The sequence below is a fragment of the Candidatus Thiodiazotropha endolucinida genome, assembly GCF_001715975.1.
GTDB classification, from domain to species: Bacteria; Pseudomonadota; Gammaproteobacteria; order Chromatiales; family Chromatiaceae; genus Thiodiazotropha; species Thiodiazotropha endolucinida.
In genome coordinates this window covers 1-24,750 of sequence record NZ_MARB01000005.1, presented here as the reverse complement: position 1 = coordinate 24,750, position 24,750 = coordinate 1, and the positions used below count along the sequence as shown (strand labels likewise).

21 protein-coding genes are annotated in these 24,750 nt (G+C 54.6%); 6 read left to right on the top strand and 15 right to left on the bottom strand.

Annotation, left to right across the window (positions count from 1 at the left end):
- Nucleotides 1-455 precede the first annotated feature (455 nt).
- The 7 genes from CODIS_RS05090 to CODIS_RS05060 all read right to left on the bottom strand — a co-directional run bounded on the left by CODIS_RS05090 (nucleotide 456) and on the right by CODIS_RS05060 (nucleotide 11,232).
- Entirely contained in the window at nucleotides 456-2,150 is a 1,695-nt protein-coding gene (locus CODIS_RS05090) for a methyl-accepting chemotaxis protein (RefSeq protein ID WP_069121809.1), read from the bottom strand.
- A 31-nt stretch (nucleotides 2,151-2,181) separates the two neighbouring features.
- Nucleotides 2,182-3,045 (bottom strand): type IV pili methyl-accepting chemotaxis transducer N-terminal domain-containing protein, encoded by an 864-nt coding sequence (locus tag CODIS_RS05085; protein WP_069121808.1) that lies wholly within the window; start codon nucleotides 3,043-3,045, stop codon nucleotides 2,182-2,184.
- Nucleotides 3,046-3,168: 123 nt separating this feature from the next.
- A complete protein-coding gene (locus tag CODIS_RS05080) occupies nucleotides 3,169-5,178 on the bottom strand; it encodes an ABC transporter ATP-binding protein (protein WP_069121807.1) in 2,010 nt (669 codons plus the stop codon).
- Nucleotides 5,179-5,181: 3 nt separating this feature from the next.
- A complete protein-coding gene (locus CODIS_RS05075; protein WP_069121806.1) occupies nucleotides 5,182-6,810 on the bottom strand; it encodes an ABC transporter ATP-binding protein in 1,629 nt (542 codons plus the stop codon).
- The gene (locus tag CODIS_RS05070) at nucleotides 6,810-7,982 is read right to left on the bottom strand and encodes an ABC transporter permease (protein WP_069121805.1); all 1,173 of its coding nucleotides are present in this window, start codon (nucleotides 7,980-7,982) and stop codon (nucleotides 6,810-6,812) included. The genes CODIS_RS05075 and CODIS_RS05070 overlap by 1 nt, the downstream gene beginning before the upstream one ends.
- Nucleotides 7,975-9,360 (bottom strand): ABC transporter permease, encoded by a 1,386-nt coding sequence (locus CODIS_RS05065; protein ID WP_069121804.1) that lies wholly within the window; start codon nucleotides 9,358-9,360, stop codon nucleotides 7,975-7,977. Before CODIS_RS05065 ends, CODIS_RS05070 begins: the two co-directional genes overlap by 8 nt.
- Entirely contained in the window at nucleotides 9,361-11,232 is a 1,872-nt protein-coding gene (locus CODIS_RS05060; protein ID WP_069121803.1) for a peptide-binding protein, read from the bottom strand.
- A 294-nt stretch (nucleotides 11,233-11,526) separates the two neighbouring features.
- Between CODIS_RS05060 and CODIS_RS05055 the strand changes: the two genes are divergently transcribed.
- On the top strand, nucleotides 11,527-12,303 hold the full coding sequence (locus CODIS_RS05055) for an enoyl-ACP reductase FabI (RefSeq protein WP_069121802.1): 777 nt from the start codon (nucleotides 11,527-11,529) through the stop codon (nucleotides 12,301-12,303).
- Nucleotides 12,304-12,321: 18 nt separating this feature from the next.
- Here CODIS_RS05055 and CODIS_RS05050 read toward each other — a convergent pair whose 3' ends face one another.
- Complete coding sequence (locus CODIS_RS05050; protein WP_069121801.1) at nucleotides 12,322-14,223, bottom strand: SurA N-terminal domain-containing protein; 1,902 nt, start codon at nucleotides 14,221-14,223, stop codon at nucleotides 12,322-12,324.
- A gap of 327 nt (nucleotides 14,224-14,550) precedes the next feature.
- Between CODIS_RS05050 and CODIS_RS21645 the strand changes: the two genes are divergently transcribed.
- Nucleotides 14,551-15,225: a tyrosine-type recombinase/integrase gene (locus CODIS_RS21645; protein ID WP_320410401.1), complete on the top strand. Its 675-nt coding sequence runs from the start codon at nucleotides 14,551-14,553 to the stop codon at nucleotides 15,223-15,225.
- Nucleotides 15,226-15,237: 12 nt separating this feature from the next.
- Nucleotides 15,238-15,813, top strand: coding sequence for a tyrosine-type recombinase/integrase (locus tag CODIS_RS21640; RefSeq protein ID WP_320410400.1), 576 nt, complete (start codon nucleotides 15,238-15,240; stop codon nucleotides 15,811-15,813).
- Nucleotides 15,814-15,908: 95 nt separating this feature from the next.
- On the opposite strand, the gene CODIS_RS05040 is transcribed toward CODIS_RS21640, so the two are convergent.
- Both CODIS_RS05040 and CODIS_RS05035 read right to left on the bottom strand, forming a co-directional pair.
- The gene (locus CODIS_RS05040) at nucleotides 15,909-17,387 is read right to left on the bottom strand and encodes a hypothetical protein (protein ID WP_069121800.1); all 1,479 of its coding nucleotides are present in this window, start codon (nucleotides 17,385-17,387) and stop codon (nucleotides 15,909-15,911) included.
- On the bottom strand, nucleotides 17,371-17,838 hold the full coding sequence (locus CODIS_RS05035; RefSeq protein ID WP_154723015.1) for a hypothetical protein: 468 nt from the start codon (nucleotides 17,836-17,838) through the stop codon (nucleotides 17,371-17,373). The genes CODIS_RS05040 and CODIS_RS05035 overlap by 17 nt, the downstream gene beginning before the upstream one ends.
- A gap of 32 nt (nucleotides 17,839-17,870) precedes the next feature.
- On the opposite strand from CODIS_RS05035, the gene CODIS_RS20410 reads away from it, so the two are divergent.
- The 3 genes from CODIS_RS20410 to CODIS_RS05015 all read left to right on the top strand — a co-directional run bounded on the left by CODIS_RS20410 (nucleotide 17,871) and on the right by CODIS_RS05015 (nucleotide 19,765).
- A complete protein-coding gene (locus CODIS_RS20410) occupies nucleotides 17,871-18,302 on the top strand; it encodes an N-acetylmuramoyl-L-alanine amidase (RefSeq protein WP_083220568.1) in 432 nt (143 codons plus the stop codon).
- Nucleotides 18,295-18,615 carry a hypothetical protein gene (locus tag CODIS_RS05025; protein ID WP_069121797.1) on the top strand — a complete coding sequence of 107 codons (321 nt, stop codon included), beginning with the start codon at nucleotides 18,295-18,297 and terminating at the stop codon, nucleotides 18,613-18,615. The genes CODIS_RS20410 and CODIS_RS05025 overlap by 8 nt, the downstream gene beginning before the upstream one ends.
- 643 nt (nucleotides 18,616-19,258) lie before the next feature.
- Nucleotides 19,259-19,765, top strand: a complete 507-nt coding sequence (locus CODIS_RS05015; RefSeq protein WP_069121795.1) for a hypothetical protein — start codon at nucleotides 19,259-19,261, stop codon at nucleotides 19,763-19,765.
- Here the strand turns inward: CODIS_RS05015 and CODIS_RS05010 are convergent.
- The 5 genes from CODIS_RS05010 to CODIS_RS21150 form a co-directional block, all read right to left on the bottom strand.
- Nucleotides 19,762-20,307, bottom strand: a complete 546-nt coding sequence (locus tag CODIS_RS05010) for a hypothetical protein (RefSeq protein WP_154723014.1) — start codon at nucleotides 20,305-20,307, stop codon at nucleotides 19,762-19,764. The genes CODIS_RS05015 and CODIS_RS05010 overlap by 4 nt on opposite strands.
- A gap of 57 nt (nucleotides 20,308-20,364) precedes the next feature.
- On the bottom strand, nucleotides 20,365-20,985 hold the full coding sequence (locus tag CODIS_RS05005) for a pentapeptide repeat-containing protein (RefSeq protein ID WP_162420140.1): 621 nt from the start codon (nucleotides 20,983-20,985) through the stop codon (nucleotides 20,365-20,367).
- A gap of 127 nt (nucleotides 20,986-21,112) precedes the next feature.
- Nucleotides 21,113-22,918: a hypothetical protein gene (locus CODIS_RS05000; RefSeq protein ID WP_069121792.1), complete on the bottom strand. Its 1,806-nt coding sequence runs from the start codon at nucleotides 22,916-22,918 to the stop codon at nucleotides 21,113-21,115.
- Nucleotides 22,919-22,924: 6 nt separating this feature from the next.
- The gene (locus CODIS_RS04995) at nucleotides 22,925-24,067 is read right to left on the bottom strand and encodes a collagen-like protein (RefSeq protein ID WP_154723013.1); all 1,143 of its coding nucleotides are present in this window, start codon (nucleotides 24,065-24,067) and stop codon (nucleotides 22,925-22,927) included.
- A 96-nt stretch (nucleotides 24,068-24,163) separates the two neighbouring features.
- Nucleotides 24,164-24,750 (bottom strand): hypothetical protein (locus CODIS_RS21150; RefSeq protein ID WP_162420138.1); only part of this gene is annotated, 587 nt, incomplete at its 5' end.

Sequence of the window (24,750 nt, the reverse complement as noted above, 5' to 3'; positions counted from 1 at the left end):
TGAAATCACTTATTCTGTTGTGCAAATCGGCCAGTGATCCGGATTGACGTCACAGCAAGGGTTTATCACCGCTCCGTAAAAATCGGCATATTGTATAAAACACTGACCACCGCACAGACCTGCAAGATAATCTCATTTACTCGGGCTTGACAACCACCACGCAAGTACAGCTTGTGCTTTCACAGCATAGGGTGCGTCATCAGGGCGGGAATATCATAATCATACTCCTCACCCAGCATGGTCCGATCATGGATATCGGATGAATTCTTAACCATTTCTCATGAAACGGCAAACAAGCAGGGTGCCGATAGACAAAATGAGCTTGGAACCTGTCTTAATGGTAATCGCAACCGATAAGAGGATGAAACCTGGATAACAAACAGGCTGGCAGCGCGTAGAATAAAAAGTATTGCCAATCGCCGCTACCAACCCGAAGAAAAATAGCGTCTGCCCACTCACACCCTGAACTGTTTTACAGATGTGTTCAGTTCCTGGGCAAGCAGGGAGACCACCTCTCCCTGTCTGGTGGTCTGTTCCGCTCTGGTGGCAGTTTGTTCAGCCACCTGATTGATTGTGTTTATCCCATCATTGACATCTGAAGCGACATTGCGTTGATCAACTGTCGCGTCAGCAATCTTGGAGTTGACCGTAGATATTTGGTTTACAGCCTGCGTTATCGATTCCAGCGATACCCCAGCTTGTTTTGCCTGCTGTGCCGTCTCATGTCCACGTGATCTGCCTGAGTTCATGGCGGTAACCGCCTGCTCCGCTCCCGATTGCAATCGGATGATGATTTCCTGAATCTCCTGTGTCGATTCCTGTGTCCGGGTGGCTAGAGTCCTGACCTCATCAGCTACAACGGCAAAGCCCCTGCCCTGCTCCCCGGCTCTCGCCGCCTCGATCGCTGCATTCAATGCCAACAGATTCGTTTGTTCAGCGATACCCTTTATAACATCAAGCACACCACCGATATCCTCACTGTCTTTCTGAAAACCATTGATAATAGTTGCAGCAGTATCGATCTCTTCTGCCAGCGTCGTGATGCTGTTGATGGTCATTCGCAGATCCTCCCTGCCGTTTAATGACTCCTTTTCTGCAGAATCGGTGGCCTTGTCAGCCGCTGCAGCACTTTCCGCAACGCTTTCAACAGTCGAAGAGAGATTCTGCATGGCATGTACGATCTCTTCCGTCTTAGTCTTCTGATGAAGAACGCCAGCACTCGATTTTTCAGTCATTTCCAACATTTGAGAAGCCGCATCAGTCATCTTCCCACTCGATTCCTTGACGTTTTGTATCAATACCTGCAGCTTATCCATGAACACATTGAACCAGTGGGAGAGCTCACCCAATTCATTATTTGCATCCGCGTTGAGCCGCTTAGTCAGGTCTCCCTCTCCTTCCGCAATATCCTTGATCCTTTCGCGCATCAGTGAAATCGGCCGATTAATTACCAAATAGGTGTTGAATGAGGTTATAAAGACAAACACAACTGATACCGCTATAATCAGTATCAGCAACTGTACACTTTGTTCTGCCTTTTGCACCGAGATCGCCGAATCCTGCTCGATGACTTCGGATGCTGACGCCGCCTTAACCGATTTTTCCTTGAACGTCTCAGCCAGCAATTGTAGATCCTTCGCTACACTCGCCTGGCGAGCACCCTCTTGTGCCGCTTTCTTGAATTCACCGACGATACTTCTGACCCGTGGTAGGGATTCCCGTCTGACCTGCTCGTAAATATCCTCGATTTCGAGCATCAGCATCGTTGGGTCATCTTCCTCGCTCTCGATCAAAGTATTGAGATTTTTCACCATCTTCTCGAATGTGGACTGGATCTGAGCCATATCGGACACATTGGTCTTGAGCATGTTAAGAAGCGTACTGTTCATATCGTCGCTAAGCTTGGATGCCGAGGATGACGCTACGATAGAACCATCCTCGACCTCTTCAACGACGATACGAATATCGACTGCCTGCTCGGCTGCCTTTGTGAGATCATCCGTTGTACGCCCCAGCTGATATAGTGCAAACAGGGTGGAGAACAGCATCAACGCGATGAAAAAGGCCATCCCCAAAAACACCAGCGTGCGAATCTTAAACCGTTCGAAAACAAGGCTGACGGTTGCGATATACCAGGATGAGATTGACATGGTAAGTCACCTCTTAACGAGACAGGGACAACTACTGTTCGAGTTGCTCATACATTTTTACTGCTTTGTTCATCTCTTTAAGCAAAGGAAGGTTCAGTTTCGACATCTGCAAGAGGTCATCTTTTGAAATCCCTTTGGTATCAATGCCTGCCGCACGCTCCACCAGTGGCTTGAACTCTTTCCACAGATCGGCAACAATCGTCAGTTGACTGCGGATTGCCTTATCCTTCGTACCCGGGAGTTCCAGATCCCCATCCCCATCGAGCAGTCCCTTGAGCGTGCGGTCAAATAATGAGGCTGTGCTGCGAAGATTGGATTTATTGTCGTCCGTACTATGATTCAAGGCCACAAGCGACATCTCCTTCGACATCTTTTGCGTCAGCATACGCTGCTTACCGGCAAGATTGATCACTACACCTGCACTTTTGCCAGTCACCTTTTTGGCCTCCTTTTCATACAAGCGAACTGCGGTATTCATATTTTTCAGCAATGGGAGATTCAGTTGCGCCACTTTGGCGATATCGACACTCCCCCCCTGCACGACTTCGGAAACCACTGATTGAAATTCATCCCATAATTTCCTGACTTTATCCAACTGCTTGAGAATCACCCTTCCCTCTGTCGCAGGCAATCCCATTTCAGCGTTACCGTCACGCAGACCTGTCAATGTGGTATCAAACAGCTTGGCGGTTTTTTTCAGGTTCGCCCTGTTTCCTTCCACATCTATCTTATTTGCAATCAGAAGCATCTCCTTGGACATTTTCTGAGTCAACATCCTCTGTCTCCCGGAGAGATTAATGACCACAGCATATTCACTGGCAGTGACCGCTAAAACATCACTGACAGCAATCGCAAGCAACAATGCAATAAAAAGTGGAATAGAGATTTTTTTCATGGCTGTGCACCTTCGCAAGTAGCATGTTGAGTGAAATTCACCCTCATAGCGAGATCGGCACAACTTCCGGATTACTTTATTGAATTTAAACTACTGGAATTTGATTTGTGTTAACAAAACCTATTATGGCTTGCCAACACTGACACGAAAGCAGCTGACCTTATGCGTCTCAGAGATGTGTTTCTCTTCAGGATAGGCTGATCCACAATTCGCTTCAGCTTGCGGACAACGCGGATGAAAATGGCACCCACTGGGCGGTGTGACCGGTGATGGTGGTTCTCCCGGCAATTGAATTACTGTTCGCTGCCGGCCTGGATCGGGTACAGGGACAGCTGAGAGCAGTGCACGTGTATAGGGGTGCTGAGGATGCCTCAAAACCTCATCGGTCCGCCCCCTCTCCACTATTTTGCCCAGATACATGACTGCAATTTCGTCAGCCATATATGCCACCACGGAGATATCGTGCGATATAAACAGATAGGAGAGTCCGAGCTCACCCTGCAATCCCTTGAGCAGATTGAGGATTTGCGCCTGTACTGAAAGATCCAGTGCACTGGTCGGTTCGTCACAGACAATCAGACGTGGCTCCACCGCCAGCGCCCGCGCCACACAGATACGCTGCCGCTGACCGCCGGAAAATTCATGAGGATATCTATTGGCAGCCGATGTCGGCAGACCGACCTGCTGCAAAAGAGACTCGACGCGCCGCCTTAGCGCAGCTCCACTATGGGTACCTTGGGCATGGATGCCCTCGGCAACGATATCAACCACCCTCATCCTGGGATTCATCGATGAAACCGGATCCTGGAAGATAATCTGGATATCACCACGCAGGCGTCTCAGATCTCTCCCTCGCATGCCGCTAAGCGACTTACCGTCGATTACAATTTGTCCCCCGGTCGAGTCGATGAGCTTTAGAATCGCTTTGCCCAGTGTGGACTTGCCACATCCCGACTCGCCGACCAATGCCACCACCGATCCTCGGGCGATATCCAGGTCGACACCATCCACTGCCTTGAGCTGACCGACCACAGGTTGCAGCAACCCCTTACGGACAGGAAAGTGCACCCGCAGACTCTCGACCGATAACAGCGGTTTCCCATCTCTGGCCGGCAAGGAATGATGTGACACGCGATCCGTATCATTCACATTCAGCTTCAACGTCTCATCCCTGTAGAGCAGACAACGCACCCCGGAACGACTTTCTCCCGGCAGCCAGTCTGGTATCGTCTCATGACAGGCCTGCCTGCTCTGGTCACAACGCGCAACAAAGCGGCAGCCGACGAATTCGGTGCCCAAGGCTGGAACAGCGCCTCCGATCACGGCCAGCTTTTCGCCCGGACGCCTGCGCTCGGGCAGTGAAGCGAACAGCAAACGACTGTAGGGATGCCTGGGATGGCGAAAAAAAGCGCCTATCTCGGCGCTCTCGACGATCTCACCCGCATACATGACAGCAACCCGATCCGCCATCTCCGCTACCACACCCAGATCGTGCGTAATCAACAGGATCGACATGCCCTTTGCCTGCTGCAAGTGCTTCATCAGACCCAGAATCTGGGCTTGCATGGTGACATCGAGGGCAGTGGTGGGCTCATCGGCAATCAGAAGTTTGGGATTTCCCGCCAGCGCCATTGCAATCATCACCCGCTGTTTCATCCCACCGGAGAGCTGATGGGGATAACGATGGATACAGCGCTCAGGATCCGGAATTGCAACAGCCTGCAATAACTCGATGACACGCCGGTTGACCGCACTCTTCATCAAATCATCGTGCAGCGTCACCGCTTCAGCAATCTGTCGGCCGATACTCATCAACGGATTGAGCGAGGTCATCGGCTCCTGAAATACCATGCCCATCTGACCACCACGCAGGCGCCGTATCGATTGCCGATCCAGACCCACCAGATCGAAACCGTTGAAATCGATCCTTCCCGCTTCGATGTGGACGGAGGGTGGTAACAATCGCATCAACGACAGCGCAGTCATCGACTTGCCGCAACCCGATTCGCCTACCAGAGCAAATGTCTCACCCTGCTGAATCTCAAGGTCGAGATCTTCAACAACACGCAGCCTGCTGTTTGCGCTTTTCAACGTGAGCCGCAGACCGCTGATCTTCAGCAAGTGATCGATCATGGATCAGACCGGCACCCTCGGTACCGCAGCGATCAGCTGTTGCGTATATCGATTGCTCGGACGATTGACAATATCCTCGGTTCTCCCCTGTTCGACGATCTTGCCCTGGTACATCACTGCAGTGCGGTCGCTGACATACTCCACCACACCGATATTGTGAGTAATGAACAGCAGGGTGAGCCCATGCTTGGCTCGCAGATCCAGCAGCATGCGCAAGATTTCCGCCTGCACGGAGACATCCAGAGCACTGGTGATCTCGTCACATACTATAAAAGAGGGATTCAGGGAGAGCGCCCTCGCAATACCGATCCGCTGCCGCTGACCGCCGGAAAATTCATGCGGATAGCGCCACAAGGTATCCTCCTCCATCTGTACCTGATCCAGCAGGTCTCTCGCTATCTCGATACGCGCTTCCTGATTTTCACCGATCCCATGGACCTTCATCGCTTCAGTCAGGATAGCGGCAATACTCAAACGTGGGTTCAGGGATGAGATGGGATCCTGAAAGATGATCTGCATATGGCGGCGAAAACGCCTGAGCTGCGACCTGTTCATCTCTGTGATATCGGTATCATCGAATGCCACACGACCGGCGGTGGGTTCGGTCAGGCGCAGGATACCCCGCCCCAGAGTCGTCTTGCCGCTACCCGATTCACCGACCAGCGCCAGAATCTCTCCGCGGGGTATCTCCAGATCGACACCGTCCACCGCGCGCACCTGATCGACGACCCGCCGCAGCAACCCCTTTCGCACCGGAAAATGGATCTCCAGCCGGGACAGCCTGATCAACGGCATCTGATCAGCACGCTGTTCATGGGGCTGGTTGCGGGCCAGATTCTCCGGCAGGGCGGCAATCAATGCCTGGGTATAGCTATGGCCGGGACGGTGAATAATCTGCTCGGTGTCACCGGTCTCGACCAGTTTGCCCCGCTGCATGACACCGACGCGGTCGGCAATCTGGCAGACTACACCGAAATCATGGGTGATAAACAGAATTGCCATGCTTGTACGCTGCTGCAGGGTCTTCATCAATCGCAGGATCTCACGCTGAACCGTGACATCCAACGCCGTGGTGGGTTCATCGGCAATCAACAGGTCGGGCTCACAGGCCATGGCCATGGCGATCATCACGCGTTGACGCTGCCCCCCCGACAGCTGATGGGGAAAGCTGTGGACCCGGGTCTGCGGATCGGGCAGCTGTACCGCCTCCAGAGATTCCAATACCCGTTGCCATGCCTCCCCTTCGGAGAGTTCGGGAAAGTGGAGTCTTACTGCCTCGAGGATCTGTTCGCCGATGGTAAAAACGGGATTCAGTGAACTCATGGGTTCCTGGAAGATCATGGCGATCCTCCCTCCCCGCACCTGCTGCATCTCAGCCTCACTCAGGCCAGCCAGATCCACCGGCGCTTCATCCTGGGCATGAAAGTGGATCTCACCCGTATGTCTTTTCAGGTTGGATTTCGGCAGCAGCTGCATGATCGAAAGTGCAGTGATCGATTTACCGCTGCCCGATTCACCGACCAGGCAGAAAGTTTCCCCGCGTGCAATTTCGAAGCTGACCTCATCAACGGCCTTGATGGTTCGTCCCTGGTGCTGAAACCAGGTATGGAGCTGTTTCACCGACAGTAACATCAGCCCGACTTGCTCAGATAGGGATCGATGGCATCTCGCAACGATTCACCGATCAGGTTATAGGCAAAGACCGTGAGAAAGATGGCGCCGCCGGGAAAGGCCGCCATCCACCAGTTGAAGCGGGATGACTGCACCGCCTGATTGAGCATTTCACCCCAGGAGGGATCATCCACCAGGCCAAGCCCGAGGAAGCTCAACGTCGCCTCGGCGAGAATCGCCGATGCCACACCGAAACTGGCCGCCACCAATACCGGACCCATGCCGTTGGGCAACATGTGACGAAACAGAATCGAAGGCAGCGGCAGGCCCGCCGCCTCGGCCGCCTGGACAAAATCCTGCTTGCGCAGACGCAAAAACTCGGCGCGCACATAACGCGCATAACCTGGCCAGCTGGTGATACCGATGATCACCATCATGATATAGAGGCTGCGACCGAAGAAGGCGACAAAGGTCAACAACAGAAACAGGGTCGGCACAGCCTCGAATATCTCCACCAGGCGCATACCGAGGATATCCACAACACCGGAGAAATAGCCCATCAGGCCACCGATAATGATCCCCAGCAACATGGCTATCCCAGTGGCCACGAAGCCAATGCCGAGGGCAATCCTGGAGGCATGGACCATGCGACTGAGTACATCGGCCCCATTCTGTTCGGTACCAAACCAATGGGCCCGCGACTGTTGCGAAAGGGGCGCCTCCAAGCCGGTATCGCCCCGGTCCCTCTGGTAATCCTTCGGTGAGAAGGGAACCGGCGCGTAGACCACCCAGTCATATTCACCGGCGGCATCCGCGACCCGGTACTGCTCATAGATAACCAGTTGCTGAGGCTTGACCCAGAGGTAAGCGAACAGCGCCGCCACCGCCAGCACGGAGAGCATGATCAAAAACTTACGCAGCAGTGTGATCTGCCAGGGATAGAGCAGCAACAGGGTGATGAAAGCTACTAGAAAGAGCACATCGACCGGTTGCAGATAGTTCAGCACCGGACTTCTGATCACACCCTCATGACTGAGCAACAATGGAAAGCTGCTGGCAAGGAAGGGGGCGAAAACGCCCACCAGGGCGAGGATCCCCACCCACAGCAAACCGAGGCGTGCGCCCCAGCGGATAAAGGTCTGGCCGAGAATCCTGCGCCAGTAGCTCTGACGTCTCTTCGCCGTCCTACTCATAACTCACCCGCGGATCGGCCAAGGCATACAATATATCGGCCAGCAGATAACCCAACAGGGTCAGACAACCACCGATAAGCGTGATCGACAATACCAATTCACGGTCCCTGGTCTGCACCGCCTCCACCGCAAGTTTGCCCATACCCTCAATACTGAAAATGCTTTCCACGATAATCGAACCCGCCAACAGGCTGGGCAGCAGACTGGCAGCCACGGTGATCAGGGGAAGCAGGCTGTTGCGGAAAACATGTCGCCACAGCACCACCGCTTCCGCCAGCCCCTTGGCCCTGGCGGTGCGCGCATAATCGGAGAGCAGGTTCTCCAACACCGCGGTGCGGGTCAACTTGGCAAGGCCGGCAAAACCGCCATAGGCGAGACAGATCACCGGCAGCGCCAGATGCCAAAGCCGATCCAGCAGAAATCCCCTCACCCAGTTTCCCTGCATCCAGTAGACCGCGAGCAGAAGCCCCACCAGGAGACCGGTGGTGAGGAATCCGAGCTGTCGCAACAGGCGGTAGTCACTGCTTGCCAGCCAGGCGGCAAGCAGGGCGAAGATGGCTGGAATGCCGATCCACAATGACAGGGAACGTTGCGCCTCAGGCAATTGATAGACCATGGCCGTTCCCAACAATGCCCAAACAAGACCGAATATGATCTCCCTGAAAGGTCGCAGGGCAAGACGTCCCAACGCCAGAAAGAGTGAGATCGCTAGCATAACAACCATGAACAACAGGGCTATATCCCACAGGCTCGACCAATGGGGCATGAACACCTGGTCGAGTACCTGTCGATCACTCAAACCGGCGGTGGGGAACCAACGCCAATACTGCTCATTGGCGAAAAAACCGATCATCAGCACACCTGCAAGCATGGTCGGCACCGACCAGAGTGCGAGCATGATCATGCCGCTGCTGACATCGAAGGAGCGTCCCCGCTCGACTGCCGCGCGCACGCCAACCAGCAGCGCCAACAGATAGACGATCGGGATACTCAGAACATTCAATAGGATGGTAATGGGCACTCTTTCCGAGAGCAGCTCTGTGACCGGGCGCCCATAGCGAAAACTGCGCCCCAGGTCGGAGCCTTTGGTGAAGGAGAAGCCGCTCATCCGATTCTCTTCATCGAAGGTAAAACCGATTGGCGAGACATTATTCAACCAACGGAGATATTGCAGATAGGGGGGATCATCCAGCCCGTAGAGACGATTGTAATAGGCCTCGATCTCTTTCTTCGCCTCCGGGTCCAGGTTCTGCCCCTCCACCAGACTCTGGGCGCTGATACCACCGGGCGATGCGGCCATGACCACGAACACCACCAGAGTAATGCCCAGCAATGTGGGCAACATCAACAGCAGACGTCTAAGCAGATAGGTCAGCATCTATTGGGTGTATCGCTGCTCAACGATGGGGACATAGTTCTCTAGAGGCACTTGTCCCAGGTTGAGGCCGACCTTGGTATTGACCACGTTACGCAAGCGCCGGTCGATGAACACCAGGCTCTTGCTCCGCCTCAGAAAGGTATAGGGCTGATCGTTGAAGAGATGGGCCTCTGCCTGACGCCACAGAGGCATACGCTTCTTTTCATCCACGGTAGCCCGCGCCTCCTCGATCAGGCGATCCAACTCCGGGTTGCTGTAGTTGATGAAGTTGTTTCCGCCTCCTGCGATCTGACTGCTGTGAAACATCTGATAGAGATCAGTTTCAAGACCACTGCTCCACCCCAGTGTAATGGCATCGAAATCCCGCTTCTTCATCAGATCGAGCATCACCGACCACTCAGTGGGCTTCGGCTGCAGCAGGATACCGGCACGGGCCAGCATATCCTTCAGAAACAACACCATTCGTCCGGTATCCTCATTACCCTGAAAATAGACCAGCTCGAATTCGAATGACTTGCCGTCACTGTCCTCGAGGATGCCGTCTCCATCACGGTCGGCATACCCCGCCTTGGATAGCAGCTCAATCCCCATTGCCTGATCATAGTTGCGCGCCGTAGTGGCGGGATCATGCTGCTTACTGCTGGCGCTGAATGGACTCACGGCGACCTCTGCATAACCGAGATAGATCTCATCGACAATGCGCTGGCGATCGATCAAATAGGTCATCGCCTGCCTCACCTCAGTATTTTCGAACCGGGTCGGCTCGTCGTTACGCAGCTGATTCCAGCCAATATAGGAGTAGCCCGCCACCGGACTCATATACTCCCAATGCTGAGCCTTATCACCGATCTGCTCATCATCGATCAACTGCTGATATTCCCGAGGCCGCGAACCATAGGTATCGATCTCACCGTTGCGGAACGTGGTGAGTCGCGCGCTGTCGTTTTCGATCACACGCCAGATAAGGCGGTCGAAGGCCGGTTCCACAGGTCCCCAGTAACGGGGGTTGCGACGCAGCTCCACACCGCCTTTATCCGGCGCCCAACCCTTCGGGTCTTCAAGACGATAGGGACCTGAACCCAACAACAGCCCCTTTGATTGGTTGAAGCTGTTGGGATCCTCGAGGTAGGGCCGGTAGAAGTGTTTCGGCATGATCTCCATACCCCCGGCCAGTGAGAGTGCATTGAAGTAGGGTTCGGCAAACTGGAATTTTACCGTCAGTGGATCGAGGGCCTCCACCGATTCGATCTTTGCGTAATAGGCCCTCTCCCGCGGCGCCTGAATCGCCTCGGTCATGATAAACTCAAAGGTAAAAACCACATCCTCAGCCGTCAGCGGCAAGCCGTCCGAGAACTGCAATCCTTCTCGAAGTTTGAAGATAAAGGTAAGACCATCCTCGCTGACGGACCAATCATGGGCCAACAGCCCCTGCCACTCCAGGGTATCAGGATTACGGATCAGCAAGGTTTCCAGAATATAACTCTGCACCTGGGATGAGTAGACGTCCTGTGAAATAAACGGGGTCAGGGATTTCAGGTTGACACCGAATGCCTGCACCAGCCAGTCCCCCTGACTGTAATCGGGCTGCTGGGTAACGGCATAGGCCCGCTCGAATGCCGTGGGCATTTGACCCTGCTGAGATGAACCGCTTTGTTGTGCCAGATTGACCCCTTGTTGGATGCGTTGATCCAGGCTTCTGACCTGACCTGTTATCTCCCGGATGTCTCCAGCCTGCTCACGCATCAACTGTTCCATGCGAGACATCTTCTGCCATTGCCGGTCGATCATATACATAACCAGGACGATGGTGATCAACACCAGTGCAAGACCACCGAAATAAAGAACATCCCGACCGTTTAAGCGTCGCTGCATGAAGTTACTCCTGTGACCCAGGATAAATGATTAAAAAAACCAGGGCCTGTCAACACTAATCCAACAGGCCCTAGAGAGTCTATTATGCTTTCCCGGGACTTGAAAGAGTAAGCAATCCGATGTGATGTGAACAATGAAGAAACAGGGTATAGGTTTTTCATGTGGTCCCGAACACATCACCTGCACTTTTCGCTGAAGATAAATTCCGGTAAGTTACGTAGTTTAACTCTAAGTGAGTCTGTCTATATGCCAGTCCCAGTGCATATATCGATAACTCCTGTAAGGAATTGTTCCATGGGCTTTTTACAAAACAAACGCGTACTCATTGTCGGCATTGCCAGTAACCGCTCCATCGCTTGGGGTGTTGCCGGGGCCATGCACCGCGAAGGCGCTGAACTGGCGCTCACCTATCAGACGGAAAAACTTAAAAAACGCGTCGACGATGCCGCCGAAAAGTTTGCTGCAGACATTGTTATGCCCCTGGATGTCACCAGTGACCAACAGATCGCAGACCTGTTCGGCGCCCTGGAACAACAGTGGGGTCATCTTGACGCCATCGTGCATGCGGTGGGGTTCGCACCCCGCGACCATTTGGAAGGCGGCTATCTTGACAATCTGACACGTGAGGGTTTCGCATTGGCTCACGATATCAGTTCCTACAGCTTTGCCGCGCTCGCCAAGGCCGGACGACCATTGATGCAGGGTCGAAACGCATCCCTGGTCACCATGAGCTACCTTGGCGCAGTACGCACGGTCCCCAACTACAATGTCATGGGAGTGGCGAAGGCGAGCCTGGAGGCAAACGTTCGTTATTTGGCCGAATCACTCGGCCCCGAAGGTATCCGGGTCAATGCTGTATCCGCAGGCCCGATCAGGACCCTGGCTGCGTCTGGGATCAAAAATTTCAAGGGCATGCTCGACGAGGCGGAGAAAAGAAATCCATTACGCCGCAACGTCACCATTGAAGAGGTGGGCAATACCACGGCATTTCTCTGTTCCGATCTTGCCTCGGGAATCACCGGGGATATTATCTATGTAGACTCGGGATACCACATTCTCGGCACCGCTTGATAGCGAGTCGAAACCGACCTATTCGCTATCGGTATTCAGCAGGATTTCGATATCCGCACGGGATTCCAGATCGGTCAACACCATTTCATAGTGATCCCTGCCGAGCATACGGCGCAGGCTCTCTTGCTGCTGTAGATTACTCTTATCGTCAGCACTACCCTCTGTGACACCCGTCAGCAGATAGACGGCAAAGTCTCCACCGGCAAGCCGTGCAGTGCCAGGCGACGATCCACCAGCAGCCGGCTTTGCCGTGCGAAAAAGCGCGCTCGACAATCCCGGCGGGATTTGCCGGTCATTTCGATCCACCGTCATTGGCCCGGTCACGGCATAGCTTTCCGCAACATCCGATAAGGGGGCACCTGCGGCCATTTCAGCCATTCGTTTCTCTGCCTCGGCCTGGGCCTGCTGTTCGGCCTTTTGCTGCTGCAGGGTCTCGGTGATCTGTTGTTTCACCTCATCCAGCGGCAGCACAGAGGACTCCTGATGATCAAGGACCCGTAGCACCAGTGAGCTGGTACCATCGATCTCGATCAATTCACTGTTGTTATGCTCTTTCAGCACATCGTCACTGTAGGCTGCCGTCCTCACCTTGAGATTGGCGAATACACCTGCACCCTGCTCCCGGGTAATCCAGTCACTCTGCTGAATACTAAGCTCCAATACGGACGCGGCAGATTCCAGACTGCCCGGATCCTCATAGCTCAGATCGGCAAGCTGCTCCGCCAGTTCAAAATAGAGTCGCTCACCCTCAAACTTGCGATAGGCCGCCTCTATTTCAGTCCGTGCCTCTTCAAACGGTTTGACAGTCCCATCCTTGATCCCTGTCAGCTTGATTAGATGGAAACCGAAACTGGTACGCACAGGCTCGCTCACCCCACCCTCCTGGAGGGCATAGACAGCGGACTCAAATGCCGGGTCCATAATTCCTTTTCCAAAGAAACCCAAATCACCGCCCGAGGCAGCGGAACCAGGGTCCTGGGAGTTCTGTTTGGCCAGTTCCTCGAATGATTCACCATTACGCACTCTTTCGGCCAAGGCATCGATCTTTGCCTTCGCTTCATCCACTGTCGATTGATCCGCATCTGCAGCCGCCAGAATCAGGATGTGGCTGGCCTGGCGCTGCTCTGGAATACCGAACTCATCCTGATTGTTCTCATAGTAACCGCGAAGACGTTCTTCATCGACATCAATGGTGCCGCCTGCAGTCCCGGCATCCAACAGAATATACTCGACCTTAACCTTTTCAGGCGAAATAAAGGCACTTTGGTTGGCTTCGTAATAGGCCTTGATTTCATCATCGGAGAGTTCATCACTTAGTTTGAAATCACTGGCGGGAACCACGAAATAGGATAATTCACGGGTCTGTTTCAATAACCTTTGACTCTCATTGAGTTCTTTCGGAGTGACAAAACTACCTGCATTAACCGCCTGTGACAGCTGTTCCGCAACCAAGGCACGACGTACGCGATCTTCGAAACCAGCGGGTGAGAGACCCTGTAAGCGCAATGCACGTTCATAGGTCTGCTGGTCATAGCGCCCATCCTTTTGAAACGTCGGCATACTCAGTATCGAGGCTTGGATCATGTTGCTTCCCGCACGTAATCCCATCCTGTTGGAAGTCTGTTGCACCAGTTCATCCCTTATCAGACGGTTTAACACCTCTTTGCGCATCCTGGCGTCATCGAACATTTCCGGACGATAGGCTGCACCGAGCTGCTCGCGCAGTTGCTGACGGAAGCGCTGGTACTGATTATCCAGGGTACGTTCGTTAATTTCGGCACCGTTGACTGTTGCCGCAATAGGTTCGGAACCGACTCCCAGATAGGATTGGATTCCCCAAAGTGCGAATGGAATCGAAATCAATATTACGATCGCCCATGCGATCCAACCCTGCGCTTTATCTCTGATAACCTGAAGCATGACCAGTGACTCACTTATTTACACCTGAGGCAAGTTGACCAGGTGCCATACGTCGAAAACAAAAACGGGGTATCTGCCAGATACCCCGTTGATGATCAAAGTTGGCGGAGCGGACGTCCGCCAACATCGGAGACTGACACTTTGCCCTGTTTACGCTGACAATTGACACGCGCGAACACATTTTTTTTGAATATTTTATTCAAAGCTTCCCCCGGATACGGGCTAAAGCGGTTTGGAGAATAACACAATTTCGCGCGGTGACTACACAAAATCGCCCAAAATTTTGCAAAAAACGGGGCGGTCTAGTGACATACAGTGAGGTAAAGTATGCCAATCTATAAACTCTCAGAACGCAAAATCAAACACGCCGCACCGGGAACATACGCTGACGGCGGCGGACTCACCCTAAGAGTCAGTAAAAACCATCAAAAACGATGGTCACTTCGATTCACCTACGACGGCAAGCAGCACGAAATGGGATTGGGCTCCCTACGCGACCTCAACCTCGAGCAGGCACGAGCAATCTCCGGAAAATACAGAGCAATGGCCAAAGAGGGCATCGACCCCAGAATCGCCCGCGCACAGGCACGCGAAAAAAACAGGCAAACATCTAAAAATATTAAAAAACACTTGGCCACCATCCCCACCTTCACCGCCGCCGCTCGCCACATCCGCACACAACGCCGCGCCTGGGACAACCACAAGCACGCCAAACAGTGGATCAGCACGCTCAAGACCTATGCCATCCCCGTAATCGGCGACAAGCCTGTGCACGCCATCACTATCGAGCACATCACCGCAATCCTTAACCCCATCTGGCACACAAAAACCGAAACCGCTAAACGGGTCCAGGCACGCATTGAAAATATCCTCGACTATGCCATCGTCCATGGCTATTGCGACAATAACCCCGCTCGATGGCGCGGCAATCTCGATAAAATCCTGCCCAGACCCGCAAGGATTAAAACCGTAAAGCACCAATCCGCCATGCCCTATAGCTAGCTCCCCGACTTCATGGCGGCACTGGAAAACAAAAAGAGTATCTCGGCAGCCGCCCTGCAGTTCCTGATCTTCACCGCCACCCGCACCAGCGAGGTGCTAAACGCCACCTGGGATGAAATTGATCTCGATCAACAAGTCTGGACCCTCCCCCGGGTAAGAATGAAAAACCGCAAACGCGAACACCGGGTGCCCCTCTCCAGACAAGCCATTACCGTGTTGCGGGCGCTCCCCCGCATCAAGGGTAATCCCTACCTCTTTCCGGGCGCACGCAAAGGGCGGCCGCTCAGCACCATGGCATTACTGCAACTCATGCGCAAAAGGGGGTATGGGACCAAGGGCGAAAAGGGCCACTATGTGCCCCACGGCTTCCGTTCAAGTTTCCGGGACTGGGCTGGCGAAGTCACCCATTACCCCTCGGACGTCGTCGAAATGGCCCTCGCACACACCATCAAAAACAAGGTGGAAGCCGCCTACCGCCGCGGCGATCTTTTCGAAAAACGAAGACATCTGATGCAAGCCTGGGCAAATGAGATAGACCCACGATTAGAACTAACCCTTGACCCGACAGAGCGAAAATATAACAAATAGCGGTGGTTTTAGACTCCCGATAAACGTTCATGAACCCGCGCCTCACGGCGCGGAACCCTAAACGTTTCTCGCGAGTGACCAATTAAGCAGTGGATTCACCGAAAAAAGCGGAGCATGCGGGCACGCATGCCCGCAAAGCGGGCTGATCGAGCTGCCGCCTTTTCTGCGGATAGCCCCTTTTTCACCTGCTTTTTGACCCCTTTGAGATCCGACTTCAGCTTTTTATGATCATTCATGGCGTTGCCTAAAACGCTATCCGCCTCTCCGTTCAGCCCTTTTTTAAGCTGACGCCTCACTGACCGTAATGCCCTGACCCGCTGTAATTCATTGTTGATCTCCGTCTGTTTATTGTTGATCGCCTCACGGCCAGCCCGCCACCGCCGGTCAAATTTTGCCGCGCGATCCGCCTCACTTATCGGCTTATAGTCATCATAATCAGACGTACGCACACCATGGCCTGGCACCCGGGACAAATCTTTCATTGACCCCGTTCGCAAGGGCACCTCCCGGGCGGCGGAATAGCGATCCGCCTCACCCACGCCACTGAACGTATAAGGCTTAGCTGAGGCATACGGTTTGCCACCGCTCAATCCCGGCTGACGCGCCGTTCGAGACGCCGGGTCGACCCCGACATCCACGCTACCCGTTGAGCCTATGCTCGCATTCGATAATATGGAGTTAACCGAAGACGTAGAGGAGGTCCGGGACAATACTGAGGGTGACCGCGCGCCTACATTTTTAAGCGCTATGTCATTCGATTTGATAGACTCGGTCTGGATCCGCTTCAAGTCCATCCTCAAATTTTTACGCAACGCGCTGAGTTCCGACCGGCTGGCCTTAATGTTGTCACCAAATACACGCTGTTGTTGCCGAACAGCATCGTCGATGTGCTTCGACACCGCTTGCTTGGCGTTTTTAAGCACCCGTTTCGTCACCTTCTCATTTGACTTCAGTTGCTTTTCTGCCGCTTTGATTCGTTTTAAATGGCTTTTGGGGGATTCAGCATGCGGGTAATCATAGCTTTCAATTCGTCCCATCGCAGCCGCCACGTTCGATCGCATCTGTCCGTAGGGCAGTAATTCCCCCTTTATGTTTTTGAACAACTGTTGCGGCGTAATCTTCTCGCCGCCCAACGACGAAACGGGATTTACATTGTGTTGGTGAAGGGCACCGAGCCTGGTCTCGTCTTTTAGCAGCCGCTTGACGTCATCAAAGGGGTTAACCTCAGCATAGGCCTGCTTGAGCGCTTCGCCCGTCTTGATGCTTTGAAGTGTGGTGTACTGGGGTGACGCCACAGGGGAAACCGATAAGCGTTCAGCCGCACGGGCACGCATTGGCGAACTGAATTTCGTTTCCTTGACCAGGGGCTCGCTTAAATCTCTGTAGATCTCATTATTGGCCGTCCACTTAACACCGTGTACGAACCCGGGCCTCATACTATCCCGCACCCCGACCCCTGACACTGACTCCATCTCGATATCAACCGCTTTCGGCGCAACCTTACCCCACTGGCCCACCCGCTTTGCGAAGGATTTAATCCCCTGCCAGCTTGGCAGCTTAACGTTCTGCACCATCGTCACTGACCTCCCTGTCCGATGCAAAAAAATCACGGTAGACCGCATGGGTCTCAGGGGCCTCACTGAACGGTAAGCGACCACCATAACGCTCCTGATGACGCTCTGCAAAATCTTTGGGCTCGCCCAACATCTCCTCATACAGCTCGTCCCAGGACGCTTGCCCCTGCCACGGCAACAGCGCTATCGTCGGCGCTAGCCGCCATTCCATCGCCAAGCTCAGCTGATTCGTCATTTGCTGGTAAATCGCCTCCTGCGCCTCATCCGACGGCGCCCAGACCTCCGCTTCCGTCGTCCCCAGAGAAATCCAGTCTGTCAAAAGACCCAGTGGGGTATACTGGTGGACCTTCTCGACCACCGACATCACCGGTTTAACTTGTGATTCAAGCGCCGAATTGATCGACTCCGAGGACAGGGCCGCGCTGATTCCCATAAGGGCTGCCATAGACATCGTTAACTCTCCTTGTTTTGAGGACACCTTACATGGACGTAAGTATCTCAAAAATCATTGTACACTGTTCCGACACCCCGGATCACCGGGACATCGGGGCCCAAACTATCCACGCCTGGCATCGCCAACCCCCCTTCAACTTCGATGGCATCGGCTATCACCGCATCATTCGGCGTGACGCTGTCATCGAGCACGGCCGACCCGAATACTGGTCCGGCGCTCACTGCAAGGGACACAACAAAGGCTCGCTTGGCGTTTGCCTGGTCGGCCGCAACCAGTTCACACCGGCCCAAATGGACAGCCTCGCCGCACTCATACAAGACTGGTGCCGACGCTACCCCATCCGGGTTATCTGCGGGCATCGGGACCTTGATCCCCGCAAAACCTGTCCCAACTTCAACGTCACCGAATGGCTGAAAAACCGTCAACTGACCCCGAACAACAACGGCAGTGATCATGGATAGGGTGCATGCCTGGATCGATGACCCCCTGATCCAAAGCCTCATACTGATCGCGATCTTGGTCTCCGGATCCATCACCGGTTACTATGCCCACAACCAGGACCAAAAACTCTGTGGCCGCGGCTACCTGCGCTATTTCTTCGGCTCCGTCTTCTCCGGCATCGGCGCCATCTTCATCGCCGACAGCCTCGATTGGCCCAGCAAAATGGACTTCGTCCTCTACGCCTATGGCTGCTACATGGGACCCCACATGGCCAGACAATTCGAAACCGTCATGAGCAACCTCATCGCCAAGGTGCGCGCAAAAAATAAATAACCCTTTGCGGATCCATACCCCATTGCTAAACTGCAAAAAAACATGCTGAACGGGGGGACTTGCATGATACGCCACAAACTACCATTCGCCTTGTCCCTATCGGGGGCGATCTTACTGTTAGCCATCACTCAGACCACCTTCGCCAACGACCCCGCACTGCCACCTGGCTCAGACTTCCAAACAGCCATCCAAGGCCCACATCACCGTGAGAAACGGAGTGTCATTCGATGGCTGGCCAAAGGGGTTATAAAAAAGTGGGAAAAACGTGACTATCTCTTTTTTCAAGGCCGTTTTTTCAGCCCACACGCACGGGAACGCCTATGCCTCGACCCGCAATGTGTCGATAATAGAATGACCGCAAGCACAGCAATACAAATCATCAATAGGGGAACGCCCTATTGGGACACAAAAAATAAACGCCTCGTCTATGTTTTACGCGAGTCTGGCGGGGTCGTTATGTGGACCTCCCCCACCGACAAGATAGGGCCACCAGGGTCAGTAATTTCAGTCTTAACACGGCAAGAGGTAAACCAGAAGATCGCAAGTAAGCGATTCCAGATCAAATACTCCAATAACTAAACGATAGCGCATAATCAAAGGCATGCAAAGACCTTCCCCCAACACCAAAGAAAGGGTGCTCTAAATGAACAATACATCTGAGGTAATCATAAAATCCTCGTCTTCATCTGCATCGCTTAAATTTTACGATAGAGATGGAGAGTACGTTACAATTGCTTATGAAAGCCCTGCCGTCATTACGGTACAAAAAAAAGCATGGGTGCCCGAGAATGCAGCCTATGACTTGATTAATATTTTTAGTTCACATGTTCAGCATATCAAAGAACAATTTTCTGAACCCTGCGAAGAGCATCCTTCTAAAAACTGCGAAAGATATTCGGAGTGGGCCCCATTAGATTCGCCTGAGTTATCAATCATCACCGATGCCTTAGCAGGCCACACAACTCTGGCTATAGAATTTGCCAGCTACAATGATGACAAGGAGAAAGATTGGCGAGCCAGTGTACATCTCTACATAAATACACTCGAACTAGAACAAGCAGTAAGTGACTTGAAGAAACTCTTTGGTTTATTAGACCACCCTCCTCAGGAACCAATCAACGACCTGGACGCTTTAGATAAATGGGTTTAGGGCATCGCCCGCCGCAGGCGGCCGCTGACGACCCACGCCTCGATAACGTGCGCCGCCACCACGGAAACCTCGACCACCACCGGGTGGCCGATCACCGCATGATTTTTCTGCACCACCCAAAGCCCCTCCGATGCGCCTGGCTCGCGCCAATAACTCCCCCTCCACCCAGGATCACGTCCATAGTAACTTTTACCCGTCGTTACACCATCGATGACAACCTGTAACTGAGCCTTGATGCTCCTCCTCGGCATATGCTGACGCGCTTGCGCATACCCGGTATGAGTAAACACCGTCCCCTGGTAGACGCGGTAGATTCCTTGCTGCGTGTCAAATACCCTGACCTCATTAAATCCCGTCGTGCGAGGATCCATTAAGTCAACCAGCTCTCCCACGCTTTCACGTAAGGCCGGCTTAAGGTACCAGGGCCGCGCCATACTCTGCCGGAACCGTTCGTAATCCGGCGCCTCGTTACCCCATGACAACCGCGTCTCCAGGCTCAGCATCAGGCCCACCAGGCCCAGCATCAAACAACCCATCCACACCAGCCGTCCCAGCCGTATCATCAAACGTTCCATGTCCATCCACTCCTTCCCTGTGGGTTAAACCGTACCCCTCAACGCCGCAAGCGTATGCCCTGTCTCCTGCACGCACACCGTCGTCCAATCGTCGGCTTCCGCCGTCTTCAGTTGCCCCGCTTCCAGCTGCGAACCGTGCAAATTTATCCCATCTATCGACGCATGGGTAAAATTCGCACCGGCCAGGTCACAATCCACAAAGCGGGCATATCGCAAATCGCAATCCTTGAAGTTCGCATCCCGCAACACGCAATTCACGAACGCGACATGCTGCAAATCCTCGCCCTCAAAATCGGCAAAATTCAACTCGCTCCCGACAAACATCGCCGGAAACACCGGCGAATCCGGATCAAAATAGGTAACATCCTTAAACTCCACCTCGACAAAATTACAACCGTAAAAGCGCGTCCCCGTACAGTCGCTCCGCTCAAATCTCGCCTGCTTGCAGCGCCAATTCACACAATGCGCCAAGCGTAAATCCGTCTCCATGAAACGCGGGTTAGTCAGCGTGAGCTCGGGATGATCCGCACTCCCGCAAAGGAGTGCTTTGCACAGCTCTGCTTTGCTAAAATCAATACTTTGTAACCGATAGCCTTTTTTTATGCACTGTTGCTTAAAATCTGTGGCATCAACAATTTTTTCCATCGGAGCCCTTTCTCGCATGACCACGCATTCTCAAAAACAAAAAACCGTCAAATGGGTCGACCGCCTACTCCTCATCCTCGTCATCATCATGGTCCTCGGGGTGCTTGTCTCAAACGTATAAGCCACCTCATTCCCAGGTCCCCGTCACACCCGACACCCCCATCGGCACCCCGCCGAGGCCCAGCTGCTGGAACAGCTTCGCCATCGCCGCGGTTTCCGGGCTATCCTCACCCAACTTCTTCGCCAACCTCTTCGCCATCCCCTGACGCACCCCCGTCAGATAGGGCCAGCCAAACAGAAGCCCATTCACCGTGGCCGCGCCTTGAGTCAACCAATCCTGATTCAACAGCATCCGCTCCGCCGTCCCTGAATTCGGCTCCACGTTCCCCAAATAACGCTCGCCCGCCTGCCCATACTTCTGAAACCGCGCACGCCCTTGCGCAGTCGCCCGTTGATCCTTGGAGGTATCCTTTTTCTTGCTCGCGGTTAACAAGCGCCTCGGCGTAAAAACGCCCCCATTCTGGCTCGCCTTCTTGGCCGCTTCTTCCAGGATCTTATAATGCGTCCACGCCTCATTCAGCGTCTTGAGCTCCGCAGCATGTTCGGGACTATAACGCGCCAACATCTCATGAAACGCATCCCGTACATCCCGCAATAGCTCCCCTTTGTTATTCTTGTTCTGCTGATTGGCCGCCTTGATGTCTTTCATGCTCTGCTGGCCCAGCGCCGTATCCACCTCTTTCAACTTATGCCCGCCGATCCCGCCGTGCTCACCGAAACGCCACAGCACATCATGCTCGAGGAAGTTGTTAAACAGTTTCAGCTCATCGGGGGGCAACTCGCGCCCGGCTTTTTGTTGAATCGCCATCAATGCCTGTTGAAACGGCCAGTCAAGCCGACCGTGCAGATGCGGCATTAACGCCTCATAGCGCTCTGACAAGCGATTTTCCAAGGCCTCGATCTGAGCATGCCCCGGTGCCTCTCGCACCATCCGTTCCCCCACTTTCCCCAGCACCTGATTCACCGCCGCTTCATTGAACTCGTCCGTGGCCTCAAGATAGGCATTTTTAATAAAATTGCCACCGCCCGGCATAGAGCGCAGTATATCCTCCACCCGCTTGGCGTGATCCCCCAACAGCCCGCCCACCGGAGGGTATACCCCTTGATCGATCAGCCGCTTGGCATCGGCGGGCAACCTCATGCGCAGCAGACCCGATACAGGGTGGGTCACCGCCGGCAAGGCGCCCCCCAACACCGCCCCCACCTTCGCCTGGTGGGCCTTTTCAGCCCAAAAATCCTTGCCCGACTCCACCGGCGTCGCCGCCGCATTGAACAGACCACCGCCCGCAAGCCCCGCGCCAATCCGTCCAAGGTAACCCGTCGCCTGCGGTATCTTCGCCGCCAAGCCCACACCACCGACAAAATTCCACGGGTTTAAAAGATAACGCCCCCAGTCAAAATCGTCGCCCTTGCCCGCTTTTTGCCGGGCCTGCCGGTAACGGTCCAGCCCCGCATTCACCTCCCGGTCGGTGTTTTGACGATGCGACTGCGCCCACTTTTCAAACCCGCTCCCCGACGGCGCAACCGCCTCCAGAGTATGCGCCGCCAGCTGCTTCCCAGTGTCCCACGGATCCCTCACGCCCCGGGCCATCCCATGCAACACCCCTCCCGACGGCGCAACCGCCTCCAGAGTAGGCGCCATCAGCTGCGCCGAACTGTCCAGCAGGTCCTCCAAGCCCCGGGCCATCCCATCCACCACACCCCCCGACAGCGATGCCGGCATCGGTATGTCGTACAGCGGTTCGGCCTGGGGCAGGGGTGCCGCCCCAAGTCCCCGACGGCGTGCTTCATCCAGGATTGCTTGCCTGTCAGGAAGCAGGCCCCGTTTTTCCGCTTCCCGCATCACCGCTTCCCTTGTCACTTTCGCATCCATGTTGATTTACCATCCCAAATACTCGAGCAGCTCTTCGTCCGCCCATTGATCCACAGGTTTCGCCGGCTCCGCCTGCCCCGGCACCTCAAAGTTCATTGACTCCGGAAAATAAGCCTCAAGTCCCCGCTGCCGGTTCGGCAGATCTTCATTCCAGTGCTGCAGGCTGTTCCGGATCCCCTTTTTCGCAATCCCGATAATTTTTTTCAAACTCGCTTCATTGAGCGCTAGTTCTCCCCCCGCAATCGCCTGCGCATACTCCCGGTCCTTATCCGAAATCGCCGTGCCCGACCCAAATCCCTTGATGATCGCAAGCACCTCATGGCCCATCAGCGCGACATACGCCTCCGTGCGCGCCAATCCCTGCACGTCCATCGGGATATTTTTATTGAAAGAATGCACCACCCGATCAAACAGCGAACCGCTAAAAATCCCCTGGTCCAACAACGCCTCCGCCTCCTCCAACCGATGATAACGCTCGGGCGCGTCCCGCAATTGGTCATGCGCCGATCGGAGATCATCGATCCGCTTTTCGTTGATCTTGTAGTGGAAGTCCTTGTCGTCCTTCTTCTGCTGGTACGCAAACTTTTGTTGCGCCAATTGCTGACGCTGATGATCCGCCACGTCGTCGGTGAAATCCGGCAGACCCGCCGCCTTCAGCGCCATCGCTTCACGCGGGGTCAATGGAAAACCCTGTTGACCGCCGGGATCACCAGGCCCCGCGGGTCCAGGCACAGGCTCACCAGGTGAGCCTGTGCCTCCCGTCAGATCGGGATTGTGGTCCGGCGGCGCTGATGGCCCGGGCGGTGCTATCCCGGATGGCGCTGATGGCCCGGGCGGCCCCGCCGAACCCCGCGGGCCAAGAAGGCCCAACAGCCGCGCCCGTTGCGCCGCCGCATCACGATCCTTCGCCTGCTGATGACTGAACTTGTTTTGCTCAAACCCCAGCCTTTCCCGCATCAGATCTTGTTTAAACTGCGCCTCGGCACGGCGCGCCTCCGCCTCCGCTTGTTCCACCCGGCGCGCCTCGGCCGCCAGCTGCGCCTGTTCCGCCTGCCCATGCTGATCCAGTCCCTGCAAAAAACCCCGGCCCAGCGCCTGGCTCAACGTCACCGGCACCCGGCTATACCCCGAGTCCCCCAACAAACTCATCCCCATCCCCAGCATCGCCCGCCGGTTCGGGTCCGTCATCATGCCGTCCCAATCAAATAAATTCGCAAACCTGCCGCTCATCCCGCTCTCCTTGCTTCATCGTCCACCGCCCAACAACCCCGCCAAGACACCCAGACCCGCGCCCAAGGGATTACCCGTGGCCGCATAACCCGACAACCCCCCGCCCAACGCACCCGCCCACTTGTTGCGGTGCAACGGTTGACTCACCGAGTTCCCCAGGTTCATCCCCTGAATCAACCGGCTGTAACGATCCAGATTCTCCCAATGTCGATTCCCCGGATAACCCCAAAGCGCCATCATCCGGTCAAGATACCGGGATGCCTGATCCTCCTCGTACGCGTTTTGCCGCAACAACTGCAGCTGATTGGAAAGCCGGCCCTGGGTCGCCCGCTCATTTAGCCGCGCACCCAGCTCCGTCGCCGGCAACACCCGCGACTGCGCATCCCGGTACGCATTCAAATAAAAGTCGTTGGCCAACCCCGACTGCGCCTCCGTCAAGCCCTGCGCCGCCAAGCCTTCGGCGATGCCCTCTCGGGTCCCCCCCGTCTGGCCCGCCGCCTCCGCCCCCTGGCGAATACTGCGCAAGGTCCGCCGTTCAAACTGATCGTTGAGCTTATCCATGGCGTGCTGCACCACCGGATCATACGCGCTCAAATCCGGGC